The organism is Vibrio scophthalmi, assembly GCF_040869025.1.
In the GTDB taxonomy this organism is placed as follows: domain Bacteria; phylum Pseudomonadota; class Gammaproteobacteria; order Enterobacterales; family Vibrionaceae; genus Vibrio; species Vibrio scophthalmi.
In genome coordinates, this window is the sequence record NZ_CP134272.1 from 702,070 (window position 1) to 715,636 (window position 13,567).

The following is a 13,567-nucleotide window of genomic DNA, read 5'->3' on the forward strand; positions in this document are numbered from 1 at the left end:
CAGGAGTATGGTGTTCTGGTCTGACCTTAGTAAATATGCGTGTTCTAATGCTGCCAAGAGGCGATTCTATGCGTAGAATGAGCCGCGATTTGTCACTAATGTAGACCCTAATGACTGCGAACACTGATCCCTATATTGAAATTCGTCCTTATCACGATGACGAGATTCCAGCGGCAATTGACCGCCTAATTCAAGATGAAGAGTTTATCTCTGCCATCTTACAGCATCGTTTCTCTAACCACGCGCCATGGTTCAAAACGCTTATGGCTCCGTTGGTCAAAGTGTATCTGAAATTTAAATGGTCAAAGCTGAACTCGATTGAAGCGATTCAGCTTGAAGTGAAAAAGTACCTCCATCAAACCCTCAATAACACCACTCAAGGTGTCACCTATACAGGGCTAGAGAAACTCGATCCTCAAAGTGCTTACCTATTTGTCTCAAACCATCGCGATATCGCGATGGATCCAGCACTGGTTAACTACGGTTTATTCAAGAATGGTCATAATACGGTACGTATCGCGATTGGCGATAATTTACTGAAAAAACCGTGTGCGACAGAGCTGATGCGTTTGAATAAGAGCTTTATTGTTAAGCGTTCAGCGAAAGGGCCACGTGAAATGATGAAGGCACTGAGTACCTTGTCATCTTACATCAAGCACTCCCTAGAAACGGGCAATTCTATTTGGATCGCGCAAAGAGAAGGGCGAGCTAAAGACGGGAATGATTTTACTGAGCCTGCAATCTTAAAAATGTTTCATGTTGAAGGACGTAAGCAAAAAATCGATTTTGCCGAGTACATTCAGTCACTAAAAATTGTGCCAGTTTCAATCTCTTATGAGAATGACCCTTGCGATGTAGCGAAAGCCAGAGAGTTGTACGAAAAGTCGGTCAATGGTCGTTACGAGAAAGGTGAATTTGAAGATATCGAAAGTATCATCCAAGGCATTGTGGGCGATAAAGGCCGAATCAATGTTGCGTTTGGTGATGTGATTGAGCAAGCCTTTTCTGCGCCAGATGAACTTGCCGCCGAGATTGATCGCCAAATTCATGCTAACTACAAATTGTTCCCAATTAACCTGTTAGCGGCCGGTGATGAGAGTGTGGATGAGAGCGTAAAAGCGCTGCTGCAACAAAAGCTCAGTCAATTACCTCAAGGTGCACATGCCTTTTTAATTGATAGCTATGCAAATCCGGTAAAAAACCAAGCTGAATAGAGCTCGGTAGCCAATGGGCAACACACGAGTTTTTAAGGGTAGCTTCGGCTACCCTTTTTCTTAGCTACTTTTTATGACGGGGGAGATTGGCTGAGCGTGTGACATAGCACTATGCGCAACTAGCTACGTCGCAACTCATTACGGCGCAACGGCTCCGCCGAGAGTGAGATTCTCTGGCCACTTGCTAATATGATTACCGCCAAGGAAGATATTGCCATTCACTGTCATGGTATTGGGAAACTCACCAATTTTAGAACCACCTAAAAACAGATTTCCTTCTACCACTAGCCCTTCAGGCAACGTTGTTAAAGGCGTACGCATAACGCTAAGATCCCCTTTTACTCGCAAGCGGTTGGGTAGCTTTTCGAGGGGCGTATCGGTGAAATTCAGATAGCCACCTACTTTTATCCCTGCAGGCCAACGCTTGATTTTAGCACCAAGCAAATTGGCGTAACCGCGAATACTAGAGCCTTTACCGATGGCGATGAGTTCGCTGTTTGAGGCTTCGAGGTTACCCCCAATCGTCGTGCTTTTGGGTAGGCGTTTGATTTGTGTTTTAGCAATGTTCAGGTTGCCTTTCACGGTAAACCCATCGGCAAATTCGGTGTAGGGCTTATTGCGTAAATCCAAGTTACCGTAGTTGTCGAGGTGATTTAGCGTGCGAAATGAATCGAGTTTTTGTGCTGAAACCGAGTTAGCAAGTAATACACAAAAGAGTAAACAGAGAGTTGTGACAGGTCGAGTCATAGTAGGCATTGTTTAGATTAGAAGTGTCTAGTATTCCTAACCCACAAGACAAGGTCAACTTTTGCTCGTCAATGATGGGAGCAAGATAAAGCGGGCGAGTGCCCGCCTTGGAATTAACGCACTAGAGAGCGAGTTTTTAGTTCGAAGATCAGTTTTTCAGCACTAACTTCGAATTTAAAGCGAGCGGTCAATTCAGTAGAGTCAGCATTGATATCTGTAGTTTGATATTCAACCGCTGCATTTACTTGTTTTGCGAGATCAACGTACTTAGCCAGTTCAGCTTCTAGTAGCGCCTGATCTTGAGAAAAGATCGTTACTTCTGCTACGTCATCGCCTTCTTTAATGATAAAGCCCATTTCACCAGCACAGCCACACGCTTCACATACTTGAGCTTCTAATTCATTACTCATCGAACAATCCTCTTAAAAAAATCATGGATATTTTATCGGTATATTTGAACATAATCTACAGAAATGACGTGATGTTGAGGGATGTTTTCAACGACACATACTCGATGAATTAATAAAGTTCATGCAATTACGCAACATTATGTACATTTTCTTGTGTGATACTGTTCATATAGATACAAATTGAATTGCAATTATTCGGTCAGAATGATGTGCGTTTAGTTGTAAGTAGTCTAAATTTGTAACATTATTCATAATTCAATATATATAATATTAATGACTCGCATTCCTATTTATGTTGCTTTTGCATCATTTATGAGAAAACGGTGTTCCACGAGCAATATAGCACTGATGAAATCTATCGACATGGTAAGCTAGTGTCGAAAAAATTAGCAGTAACACGTTGTTCCTGCTGACAAAGAAATAGATTCCACAGATATTGCGAGTCTCTATTTTTTATTGACTCATTTTGGGTCAGACGGATTTACGAAGAGAAGAGCCTAGACATGCCAAAGCGTAGTAAAGAAGATACCGAGATCACCATCCAGAAAATCATGGACGCAGTCGTTGACCAACTTCTTCGTCTTGGTTATGACAAGATGTCATACACCACGTTAAGCCAACAAACTGGCGTGTCTCGCACCGGTATCAGCCACCATTTTCCAAAGAAAACAGACTTTTCAGCCGCGTTAGATGGTCGTATTTTCAAGATGTTTGTTGAGCACTTGAATTTTGATGCAAGCTTAAATGATTTTTCTGATAGCTGGGTAAAGGCATTGGATGATAGTGAGTTTCTTGCCATTTTACGTTTACTTTTCCACCATATCGTTACGGCAGAGAGTGCTCATGAATTTGCAGCGAAAGGTATTGAGCGTTTGTACAAAACCGTTGAAATGAAGTTTGGCGATGATAGTGCGAAAGAGTTGGAATGGCTAATCGGTAAGTCTCTGATTCGTATGGCCTCTTAAAAAGTAGTCACTGAAAATTGTTAAAAGCCAGCGTTCGTCGCTGGCTTTTTTGTACCGTAAATTAGACAACAGTTCAGAGTTATCATCAGGTGTGTTTTTTCTCCGATTAAACCGTATCTGACCCTATAACTATCTGTTACAATTTGAATATAAATTAAACCAATAGCAGTAGGTACAACGATGTCTTATCCCGTTTTAATCTGTGATGATTCGGCGTTAGCACGCAAACAGATGGCTCGCTCATTACCTGCTTCACTGAATGCTGAGATAACTTTTGCCGTTCATGGCTTAGATGCGTTAGAAAAGCTGGCGAACCAATCATTTAAAATTATGTTTTTGGACTTAACCATGCCAGAGCTTGATGGTTTTGGTACGTTAGAAGAAATTCAAAAACGTGGTTTAAACATTAATGTCGTCGTGGTCTCTGGGGATATTCAGCCCAAGGCAAAAGAGCGCGTAATGTCTCTAGGCGCGAAAGCGTTTATTCAAAAACCGATTGATCAAGATGTACTGAAAAGTGTCCTGAGAGAGTTGGTTGAGCCAGCTGAAAGTCGTCCTGCCGCTCCGGTTATGATGACACCTGTGCACATCCCAAGTTTGCGTCGTCGCGACATCTATATGGAAGTGGCTAACGTTTCAATTGGCCGCGCCGCGGATGCGCTTGCACGTCACTTTGATGTGTTTGTTCATTTGCCTTTGCCTAACGTTGCTATCTTGGAAGTAAGCGAATTGCACATGGCACTGCGTGATCTAGCCAATAACGATCAGGTTTCGGGAGTCTGCCAAGGATTCAGTGGTGAAGGTATTGCAGGTGAAGCATTGGTTTTACTCAGTGATTCGAGTGTTGCAGATCTGAAAAAACTGATGAAAGTGCCTGCCGATAGTGAAGAACTTGAAGAGTTAGAGCTGTTGATGGATGTCTCCAATATTTTGGTTGGCTCTTTCTTAAATGGCTTAGGTGCACAAGCAGAAGTTCGCTTCTTCCAAAGCTCGCCAGTGCTATTAGGTCAGCATATTTCCATTGATTCCGTTATCCAATCGACGACGGGCTCTTTTAGCAAAACCATGACGTTTGAAGTGAGCTACGCGATTGATGGCACTTCTATTCGCTGTGATCTCCTATTTATGTTTGTCGATGAATCTTTGCCGCTACTTGATAGTAAGTTGTCTTACTTAATGGAGGACTTCTAATGTTACATCTTCCTGCTGAGTTTGAGCAGTTTCACTGGATGGTCGACATGGTACAAAACGTCGATCTGGGGTTAGTGGTACTCGATCGTGATCATAACGTTCAAGTGTGGAATGGTTTTATGACTCACCACAGTGGCATTCAAGCTCACGATGCGATTGGTAAATCGATCTTTACTCTGTTTCCAGAGATCCCACAAGAGTGGTTTAAACTCAAAACCAAGCCTGTATACGATCTGGGTTGCCGTAGTTTTATTACTTGGCAGCAACGTCCGTACTTATTTAAGTGCCGTAATGTACGACCGATTACCCAGCAGGCAGACTTTATGTACCAGAACATCACCTTGAATCCGATGCGTACACCAACCGGAGAGATCCGCTCGTTGTTTCTGTCCATTCAAGATGCGACGGCTGAAGCATTATCATCTAAGCGTTAGACGTCAGCTACATGGTGCGTGTAATCACACTCAGTTATTGATGAATTACTAATGAAGGCTAGCTTGTGATGAGCTAGCCTTTTTGTTATCTGAAGCGATACATTTTTACTACTCGCAGCGGTACCAATTAGCTATCTTTAGCTGCGTACTGTCTCGGTTATTGCTCAAAGGAAGGATCTACATGACGCTACCAAGCCAACTCTACCGTTCACAACAAGTGAAATGCGGCGAAGTCAAAGTGGCTCGTGCAGTCGGCATTGATATGTATCAGCTCATGTTGGCGGCAGGTAAAGCCGTTTATGACTGTGTTTTGCAGCATTATGGTAACCAAGTAAAACTGTGGGTGTTGTGTGGTGGCGGCAATAATGGCGGTGATGGTTATGTGGTGGCAAAACTTGTCTTGCAGCAAGGTGGCGATGTTCGTGTAACAGCAATGTCTGATCCAGGCAAACTCCGTGGTGACGCCAAGCGTGCTTATGAGGATTTTATGGCTGCTGGTGGCAAGACGATTCCTTTCGATATGGCGCAAGTTTCTGATTGTGATGTCGTGGTCGATGCGTTGTTAGGTACGGGACTAAGTGGCGATGTTAGGTCTGAAATTGCCACCGTGATTACGGCGATTAATCAAAGCAATAAACCCGTTGTCGCGGTGGATGTTCCATCGGGGCTGTGTAGCAATCGTGGCTGCGTATTAGGTAACAGTATAAAAGCGGCACACACGATAACCTTTATTGGAATTAAACAAGGGTTAGTGACAGGGAAAGCACGTAGCTATGTTGGGCGACTGCATTATTCGCCATTGGTTATATCGGCTAAGAATATCGCAACCTATAGTGAGCTTAGTAGTCAATCGGCGACGGTGAATATAGGCGAGCTTTTCCAAAATATCGAAACGCCGAGTGCCATGCTGGATTTTCCAGTTATTTTGCAGCGGTTGAAGACGCGAGAGCCGTCAGCACATAAAGGCACTCATGGTAAGGCGCTATTGATTGGCGGAGGTACAGGCTTGGGAGGGGCGATTTTGCTTGCGACCAAAGCATGTCTCCGAGCAGGAGCCGGATTAACTGCATGTTTAACCGAGTCTCAGCACCTTAATGTTGGTTTGATCTCAAGCCCTGAAGCGATGTTTGCTGAATGGACGATGCAACAGGTGAAGTATCGATTGAGCTGGTGTGATGTGATTGCATTTGGCCCTGGGCTGGGATGTTTCCAAGGTGGTGCTGCACAACAACAGGAGTTACAACCTGATGCCTCTACATGGGCGGTACAACTGGCTGCAATGGTCGCTCAGAGTGACAAAGCAAAGGTACTTGATGCGGATTCTCTAACGCTATTGGCGCTTAACCCTAATGTTGACGAGAATCGCATTATTACCCCTCATCCGGGCGAGGCTGCGAGGTTATTAAACACCAGTGTGGTAGAGATTGAATCTGATCGTTATCGTGCTGTTTACAATCTTCAAGCAATTTATGGCGGCGTAGTGGTATTAAAAGGAGCGGGCACTCTGATCTGTGATGGTAATAAGACGTATGTTTGCTCTACGGGAAACCCCGGAATGGCTTGTGGCGGAATGGGTGATGCATTAACCGGTATTATTGCCGCACTATTAGCACAAGGATTGAACATTATGGCGGCTGCGCGTATCGGCGTTATGCTGCACAGCTATGCTGCCGATCTAAATGTAGAGAAAAATGGACCATGTGGTCTCCTTGCTTCCGATGTTATTGATGACTTGCGCTATGCAATTCAATGCGCTTGAGTGTGAATGCGAGTTATACGCGAGCGTTTGTTTTTCTCACTCCGTTAGATTTAAGCTGAAATTTGTGCTGTTGGTATGAAAAAAAACACCAAAAAGAGAATGATAAAATAGGCGAATTAGCGGCACTTCTTACTAAAAACGTGACTTGGATCGTCGTGTGAGAGAGGGGCGAGAATTGATTATTAAAACTATCGCGCAAACCTTTGCGTAATCGAATGGCAATAATTGAAGTTAAGCTGCTGAAAAGTGAGAGTATTTGTAGAAAGGTTAACTCGGTTGAGTTTAATGGATATGCAAGGAAGCCCAACTGTAGCATAAAAAAAATCGAATTATCAGACTTGCGAGAAAGAAATCACGACCTATAATGCTGAAAACCGGAGCGTCTGCAAACGCTCCGGTTTTTTTGTGTCCGACATTTAGTAATTTCGTCTGCAAACGACATTACTAACGCACTCTGCAGTGACACATAGCTATATGAATCAAGGAATTACACAATGCGTATCGAACAAGAACTTAAGTTAGGTTTTAAAGATGTACTGTTTCGCCCGAAACGTTCTACCTTAAAAAGTCGTTCTCAAGTTAATTTAACCCGCGATTTTACATTCAAGCATAGCGGTCGTCAATGGTCTGGTGTACCTGTGATTGCAGCGAATATGGACTCTGTGGGTAGCTTTGCAATGGCTAAAGCCCTAGCTGAGCATGGTGTAATGACCGCAGTACACAAACACTACACAGTAGCTGATTGGGCTGAGTTTGTTCAAGGCGCTGAAAAATCACAGTTGAATAACGTGATGGTTTCAACCGGTACTTCTGAAGCTGACTTCCAGAAGACCAAAGACATCATGGCACTTTCAGATGAGCTGATCTTTATCTGTGTTGATATTGCTAACGGTTACTCTGAGCACCTTGTTGAGTATGTAGAGAAAGTGCGTGCTGAATTCCCAGACAAAGTGATCTCAGCGGGTAACGTTGTAACTGGCGATATGTGTGAAGAGCTTATCCTTGCGGGTGCAGACATCGTGAAAGTGGGCATTGGCCCTGGTTCCGTATGTACGACACGCGTTAAAACTGGTGTTGGTTACCCACAACTTTCTGCAATCATTGAGTGTGGTGATGCAGCGCACGGTCTAGGTGGCATGATCATCGGTGATGGCGGCTGTTCTTGTGCGGGTGACGTATCAAAAGCATTTGGCGGCGGCGCTGATTTTGTAATGCTTGGCGGTATGCTTGCAGGTCACGAAGAGTCAGGCGGCGAAGTGATTGAACAAGACGGCAAGAAGTTCATGAAATTCTACGGCATGTCTTCACAGTCAGCGATGGCGAAGCACTCTGGCGGCGTTGCAAAATACCGCGCAGCAGAAGGTAAAACCGTACTATTGCCATTCCGTGGCACAGTGCACGACACTATCTCAGACATCCTTGGCGGCGTACGCTCAACGTGTACATACGTAGGCGCAGCAAAGCTTAAAGAGCTAACTAAGCGTACCACGTTTATCCGCGTACAAGAGCAAGAAAACAACGTATTCGGTAAAGAGTGATTTAGTCACTTTCGTAAAGTTCGAATAATTAAGAGCCGCTTTTAGCGGCTCTTTTTTTGCCTGAAACTTGGCAAGTGTTTAGGACTATTGTATTAATCATCAAATTTGCCCGACTAAAAAGTATAGTAGTTCAAGAGTAGATACCGTCTGCGTTTGTTATCATCGAATAAAACAATCAAAGCTTGAACGTATTTTTCCTCAGTTAGACGCTGCTGACAGGCTATCGCAGTACTAGAAAATTTAACCGAATATTCAGCACCTTAACTTGAATAACTACAAACTGTGTACCAACCTTAATCTATAAGGAAAAATAGGGGCTAGGTATGCAAATAACGCGAGCGGTTAATAAGGATGTTATCGGAAAGATGATGCTTCCTTCTATTCTGATCAATCTCTTGTCTCTCGCCGTGCCATTAACGGTTTTACAGATTTACGATCGAATTCTTCCTAATCAAAGTTACGGCACGGCAACAATGCTGATTGTTGGTGCAAGCACTGCGGTCATACTAGAGGCGCTTATTCGGTATGTGAGAAGTTGGCTGCTTTCGGCTGCTGCGAGTAATACTGAAAATACAACCTTTGCTGAGCTTGTCACTGCCATCACCCAATCGAAACCCAATGCTCTGCGTAATCTTGGTGCAGCAGGGGTTGATAATGGGCTTTCAAATATCGTTAAAGTGAGAGAGTGGTATTCCGGTGGAATAATCTCTGGATTTATCGACCTGCCTTTTGCTTTGCTGTTTCTCGGTCTGGTTTATTACATCGGTGGTAGCCTTGTTCTCGTACCTATTGCTGTTTGGGTGACGGCTTGTGCAGTGGTTTTTATTGTGTCGACTAAATCTAAACGACTCAGTGATATTGCTCTTGAGAAAGACCAAGAGCGAAAAGGCTTTATGCTGCTACTTGGACAAACTATACAAGGCATAAAACGCCAAGCGGTAGAGTCGCGGCTTTATAGCCAGTTTAAACGTGCAAATGATGCTCGGTATTTGTCTAAATCGAGTGAAGAGCAACAGAATGCGTTTGCGTTAGAGTTTATTCAGCTAGCGTCGCTGATGACATCAGTCGTGATTGTGGTCACTGGGAGTCTATGGGTTTTAGATGGAGTGCTCACAACTGGTGGCTTGGCTGCGTGTTCAATTTTGTCTGGTCGCGCTGTTGCCCCTCTCAGTGCTCTTATTGGTATGCGTGTAAAATTGAATACCATTCACTCAGCCAATCGTGCGATTCAAAACATACAGACTTTGCCAAAACAGCACTCAGAGTCGGTCAGTTCTGAAAGCATCAGTAGTCTTTCTATCGATAAGCTGACAGCTCGGCGCTTTGGAGTTGATTACCATGCCTCTTTTGATGTTAAACAAAGCAGCATCGTACTTATATCGAGTGATGAGCGCCATATTGATAGCTTTTTTGCAGCGGTTATAGCGGGTGTGGACGAGAGTCAAAGTGGCACGATCTTCATTAATCAACAAGAGACCCCGCTGGAATCATTCCATTTCTATACATCTTATGTAGGCGTTAAAGCGCAATTGGTTAGTGGCTCACTGCTCGATAACTTATGTGGTTTTGATGCAGGACGCATAGAGAGAGCGACGGATTACGCTAAGAAACTAGGTCTGTGGCGGAAGCTATCCCAATTGCATGATGGTTTGGAAACGAAAGTGGGTCACACCGCTGTTAATACATTGAGCATGGGTAATACTAAGCTTTTGAATATTGCCGCTCAGCTAGCGTCTCCTGCAAGCGTACTAGTTTTGGATAGACCTGATGCCTCGTTAGATCTAGATGGTTTAGCCGCACTTGCTCAAGTCTTGCAAGAGGAGAAAGAGCAAGGTCGTATTATTTTGCTTGTATCACATAACCCAACGCTGGTGGCTCTCGCCAGCAACACGGTAGTGGTGAGCAAAACTGGGCAAGGAGCTTCACTATGATGAATAGTTACGAGTTGGCGAGTGTCACGCTACTAAAAAACATGGAAGTGAGCACCAATATTCAGTTGTTTGCCAAGCAGTGGATTGAGGAAAATGGCATCCATAATACAGATGAGTTGCTCTCTTTATTTGACCGCATCCATCTGCCTTATGAGGTTGTACCTAAGCGGCTTACTGAGCATGAATCACAGCATACTTTGGCATTTTTTAGTGACGAGACGATAGAAGTGCTGGGTCACTCATCACTAGGTGACTCCAATACTTATCCCGCTTTTTACGTTGTGGTTTTGGGTTTCCCCTTAGAAAAGTATGCGACAGATTGGGTTGGGGAACGCCTGAGTATATTTAAGGCGATGTTACCTAAGCTCATGCTTGTTAGCCTGTTTATTAATCTGTTTGCGCTGAGTATCCCTTTTATCACCATGGCGATTTATGATCACGTGATTGGGGGAGATGCTGCTCATGAGTTAATGGGGATTGCCATTGGCGCGGGTTTGCTTTTCTTTATGATGGGCTTGCTCAAAACACTTCGAAGTCGAGTGTTAGTCAGTTTAGCGAATAGGGTGAGTCGCGAGATTTCTCAGGCATTAATCAAAAAGTTGTTGAGTAACTCTTATGCGCAAAATCAGCAATCAACCGTTTCAAACCAACAAAATCAAGTATTACTCTCAGAAAGGATATCAGGTGTATTGTCAGGTCCATTGGGAAGCGCGCTGTTTGATCTCCCGTTTGTGCTTATTTTCATTCTCGCGATTGGCATATTAGCGGGCTGGCTAGTACTTGTTCCTGTAGTTGCTCTCATTATCTTTGCAATTGTTGCCAAACGGGCAGTAGACACTTCTCGAAAAAATTCGATGCAGTCAACGATTGCAGGGACTAACCGACAAAACCTGGTTAACGAATTGTCAGCTAAATTGATTTTTCTGCGAAGTTCTGGCTTTGCGGTTTATTGGTTGAAACGCTTTGAGAAAGCGAACTTCCTCGCGTCTAAAATTGGCTTTGATCAGGCAACAAAACAGCATAAATATACGTCGATTTATTATGCTATCTCATTATGCTCAACGATTGCTGTTATGGGGTTAGGCATTGGTCTGATATTCGAAGAGGTACTGACTCCAGGTGGATTGATCGCTTCGATGATGCTGATCTCTCGCATTACAGGACCCGCTCAAATGCTAGCTAATAGTGCGACAAGGTTTGCTAGTTTTAATCAATCTAAAACTCAGATCAATCGCCTTCTTAGCCAACCATCAGAACGCGATTTTAGTTATCAGCACCATCCCTTGCCAAAGCAAGCACCTTCGATCAAGGTTGATCAACTTACGTTTAGGTACCCAAAGCAGGTTAAACCTGCGCTATCCGCTGTTAGTTTTACTGTCGAGCCTGGTGAGATTATCGCTATTGCCGGTCCTTCAGGTAGCGGTAAATCCACGTTGCTTGAAATGCTGGCTGGCTTACAACTAGCACAAAACGGGGCAATTGAGCTTGATGGGGTCAACTTGTCACAGTACGACTCGCAATTGTTCCGTCATTGGTGCTTTATTCGTGCTGCCTACCCTGATTTGCTATCGCTTTCTGTTCGGGAGTGGTTAGCCGATGGCAATCCAGTCACGGAGCAGCAGATGATTGATGCGCTGAATTTAGTGGGAGGGAAAGCTTGGTTTGATTCACTACCCAATGGATTAGATACGGTGATTAGTTCACTGATCCCTGACAGTCTCTTTGACATTTTGTCGGGAACCGTCGCTCAAGTGCTGATTGATGCTAAAGCGGTTGTATACGACTACAAATTGATGTTGATGGATAACCCGGTACCTGATTACAACCCACTAGCCAAACGGGTGTTTAGCCAATTTGTGGAGCAAAAGCGCGGACAGTCGACCATCGTATTTACTTCTCACGATCCAGATTTAATTAAGTTGGCGGATAAGGTCGTGATATTAAATGAAGGCGCGATTGCTTATTCAGGACCGCTAGATAGCGGGGAAAAGGATGATGAAAATACAATAAAAGAGGTGTCCAATGGCTAATTATGAATATGGCGAACTAGTCGAGTCGAAAGCCGTAGCTAAGTCACTCTCCATTGCGACTTGGGCTGTGTCTGTTTGTGTACTCGCTTTTGTCGTTTGGTCTTTGGTTACCCAAGTAGATGAGATTGCCAAAGCGAAGGGTTCTGTAATTCCTGAGGGTGAAAGACAGGTCTTACAAAGTGAAATCGGCGGGAAGCTCAAACGTGTTTTAGTGAATGAAGGCGATGTTGTTGAAGCGGGGCAAGCACTGGTTGAGTTTGACGCAACGTTTCAGAAAACCACACTAGACGAACTTAAATCACAGCAGGTGACATTGACACTCAGTGTGGAGAGAATGAATGCACTGCTTGATCAAAGAGAGCCCGATTTTTCTCTCTATGTTGTGGAGTATCCAGAGTTAGTCAGTGAGCAGAAGGCGCAGCTTAGTGCGCAGAAAGCCTTGTTCTATCAACAACGAGTTGTTTTGGAAAAAGAGAGTGAGCAGATTGCTGAGCAATTAAGTGCGGTTAAAAAAGCGCTGCCATCTTATGAGAAGCAGTTACTTGCCACCAAACAAGAGCTGAATATTCTCGAGAAAGGTTTTAAGGCTGGCAACATATCTCGCTTGCGAGTGTTAGAGATGAGGCAAAAGCTGGCTAGTATAGAGCAGCAAATTGCCGAAGCTGCCGGTAAACGGTCAGTGCTTGAGAAGCAAGGGGCGGCAAATGAGCAAAAAATTGAGCAGCTACTGGCAGAAGCTCGCGTAAAAGTCAGTGATGAACGCTCGAAAGCCGTTTCAGACTTGTCAGCTCTGAATGCTCGAGTGAGATCGAGTGAAGCAAAAGTATCGAATACTATTGTGACTTCACCACTCAAAGGGTTAGTACAAAGCGTGCCAAGTACACCAGTTGGTGGGGTGATTCAGCCTGGTGGTACTGTGGTCGAAATTGTTCCTTTGGCTGGCAATGCGGATTTCAAGGCAAGGCTTTCACCTCGAGATATTGGTTTTGTTAGTGAAGGGCAGCCTGCAAGGGTCAAAGTGGATGCGTTTGACTATAGCCGCTTTGGTGCTTTGCAGGGAGAAGTTATCAAGATCTCGCCATCGACGAGTAAAAATGATCGCGGTGAAATCTTCTATGAGGTGGTGATTTCAGTGGATAAACCCTATTTCCATGACGACCCTGAGAGGTTTGCAATCTTACCCGGTATGACTGGCGAGGCTGACATCACAACCGGTGAAAAGTCCGTGTTTCAATATTTATGGAAGCCAATTTACTCAAATATCAGTGTTGCTTTTGGGGAACGGTAACGGTAGCTCAATTCCCTAATTGGCATAAAAGAGAGCGGGCAGCGAATAGGCTGCCCGCTT

General features: G+C 44.2%; 11 protein-coding genes. 9 read left to right on the forward strand and 2 right to left on the reverse strand.

The genetic code is table 11. The features are described 5' to 3' along the window. The first annotated feature begins 110 nt into the window (after positions 1 to 110). Positions 111 to 1,214 carry a 1-acyl-sn-glycerol-3-phosphate acyltransferase gene (locus RJD38_RS18160; protein WP_009385135.1) on the forward strand — a complete coding sequence of 368 codons (1,104 nt, stop codon included), beginning with the start codon at positions 111 to 113 and terminating at the stop codon, positions 1,212 to 1,214. A 138-nt stretch (positions 1,215 to 1,352) separates the two neighbouring features. On the opposite strand, the gene RJD38_RS18165 is transcribed toward RJD38_RS18160, so the two are convergent. Next, the gene (locus tag RJD38_RS18165; RefSeq protein WP_009385134.1) at positions 1,353 to 1,961 is read right to left on the reverse strand and encodes a hypothetical protein; all 609 of its coding nucleotides are present in this window, start codon (positions 1,959 to 1,961) and stop codon (positions 1,353 to 1,355) included. A gap of 113 nt (positions 1,962 to 2,074) precedes the next feature. Then, the gene (locus RJD38_RS18170) at positions 2,075 to 2,371 is read right to left on the reverse strand and encodes a YfcZ/YiiS family protein (protein WP_005595386.1); all 297 of its coding nucleotides are present in this window, start codon (positions 2,369 to 2,371) and stop codon (positions 2,075 to 2,077) included. Between the two features lie 503 nt (positions 2,372 to 2,874). Between RJD38_RS18170 and RJD38_RS18175 the strand changes: the two genes are divergently transcribed. The 8 genes from RJD38_RS18175 to RJD38_RS18210 all read left to right on the forward strand — a co-directional run bounded on the left by RJD38_RS18175 (position 2,875) and on the right by RJD38_RS18210 (position 13,507). After that, positions 2,875 to 3,336 (forward strand): TetR/AcrR family transcriptional regulator, encoded by a 462-nt coding sequence (locus tag RJD38_RS18175; RefSeq protein WP_005595388.1) that lies wholly within the window; start codon positions 2,875 to 2,877, stop codon positions 3,334 to 3,336. A gap of 180 nt (positions 3,337 to 3,516) precedes the next feature. Further along, on the forward strand, positions 3,517 to 4,527 hold the full coding sequence (locus RJD38_RS18180) for a response regulator (protein ID WP_005595389.1): 1,011 nt from the start codon (positions 3,517 to 3,519) through the stop codon (positions 4,525 to 4,527). After that, positions 4,527 to 4,961, forward strand: coding sequence for a PAS domain-containing protein (locus RJD38_RS18185; RefSeq protein WP_005595391.1), 435 nt, complete (start codon positions 4,527 to 4,529; stop codon positions 4,959 to 4,961). Before RJD38_RS18180 ends, RJD38_RS18185 begins: the two co-directional genes overlap by 1 nt. Before the next feature lie 181 nt (positions 4,962 to 5,142). Further along, positions 5,143 to 6,720, forward strand: coding sequence for a bifunctional ADP-dependent NAD(P)H-hydrate dehydratase/NAD(P)H-hydrate epimerase (locus RJD38_RS18190; protein WP_065546013.1), 1,578 nt, complete (start codon positions 5,143 to 5,145; stop codon positions 6,718 to 6,720). A 494-nt stretch (positions 6,721 to 7,214) separates the two neighbouring features. Then, positions 7,215 to 8,258 (forward strand): GMP reductase, encoded by a 1,044-nt coding sequence (locus RJD38_RS18195; protein WP_009385129.1) that lies wholly within the window; start codon positions 7,215 to 7,217, stop codon positions 8,256 to 8,258. A gap of 323 nt (positions 8,259 to 8,581) precedes the next feature. Further along, complete coding sequence (locus RJD38_RS18200; RefSeq protein WP_065546014.1) at positions 8,582 to 10,189, forward strand: ABC transporter transmembrane domain-containing protein; 1,608 nt, start codon at positions 8,582 to 8,584, stop codon at positions 10,187 to 10,189. After that, positions 10,186 to 12,219, forward strand: coding sequence for a peptidase domain-containing ABC transporter (locus tag RJD38_RS18205; RefSeq protein WP_065546015.1), 2,034 nt, complete (start codon positions 10,186 to 10,188; stop codon positions 12,217 to 12,219). The genes RJD38_RS18200 and RJD38_RS18205 overlap by 4 nt, the downstream gene beginning before the upstream one ends. Further along, the gene (locus RJD38_RS18210) at positions 12,212 to 13,507 is read left to right on the forward strand and encodes an HlyD family type I secretion periplasmic adaptor subunit (protein ID WP_065546016.1); all 1,296 of its coding nucleotides are present in this window, start codon (positions 12,212 to 12,214) and stop codon (positions 13,505 to 13,507) included. Before RJD38_RS18205 ends, RJD38_RS18210 begins: the two co-directional genes overlap by 8 nt. The last annotated feature ends 60 nt before the right edge of the window (positions 13,508 to 13,567 follow it).

What these genes read in the sequence shown, in the direction of transcription:
- RJD38_RS18160 (WP_009385135.1), top strand. Translation starts at nt 111, where the DNA reads ATGACTGCGAACACTGATCCCTATATTGAAATTCGTCCTTATCACGAT.
- RJD38_RS18165 (WP_009385134.1), bottom strand. Translation starts at nt 1,961, where the DNA reads ATGACTCGACCTGTCACAACTCTCTGTTTACTCTTTTGTGTATTACTT.
- RJD38_RS18170 (WP_005595386.1), bottom strand. Translation starts at nt 2,371, where the DNA reads ATGAGTAATGAATTAGAAGCTCAAGTATGTGAAGCGTGTGGCTGTGCT.
- RJD38_RS18175 (WP_005595388.1), top strand. Translation starts at nt 2,875, where the DNA reads ATGCCAAAGCGTAGTAAAGAAGATACCGAGATCACCATCCAGAAAATC.
- RJD38_RS18180 (WP_005595389.1), top strand. Translation starts at nt 3,517, where the DNA reads ATGTCTTATCCCGTTTTAATCTGTGATGATTCGGCGTTAGCACGCAAA.
- RJD38_RS18185 (WP_005595391.1), top strand. Translation starts at nt 4,527, where the DNA reads ATGTTACATCTTCCTGCTGAGTTTGAGCAGTTTCACTGGATGGTCGAC.
- RJD38_RS18190 (WP_065546013.1), top strand. Translation starts at nt 5,143, where the DNA reads ATGACGCTACCAAGCCAACTCTACCGTTCACAACAAGTGAAATGCGGC.
- RJD38_RS18195 (WP_009385129.1), top strand. Translation starts at nt 7,215, where the DNA reads ATGCGTATCGAACAAGAACTTAAGTTAGGTTTTAAAGATGTACTGTTT.
- RJD38_RS18200 (WP_065546014.1), top strand. Translation starts at nt 8,582, where the DNA reads ATGCAAATAACGCGAGCGGTTAATAAGGATGTTATCGGAAAGATGATG.
- RJD38_RS18205 (WP_065546015.1), top strand. Translation starts at nt 10,186, where the DNA reads ATGATGAATAGTTACGAGTTGGCGAGTGTCACGCTACTAAAAAACATG.
- RJD38_RS18210 (WP_065546016.1), top strand. Translation starts at nt 12,212, where the DNA reads ATGGCTAATTATGAATATGGCGAACTAGTCGAGTCGAAAGCCGTAGCT.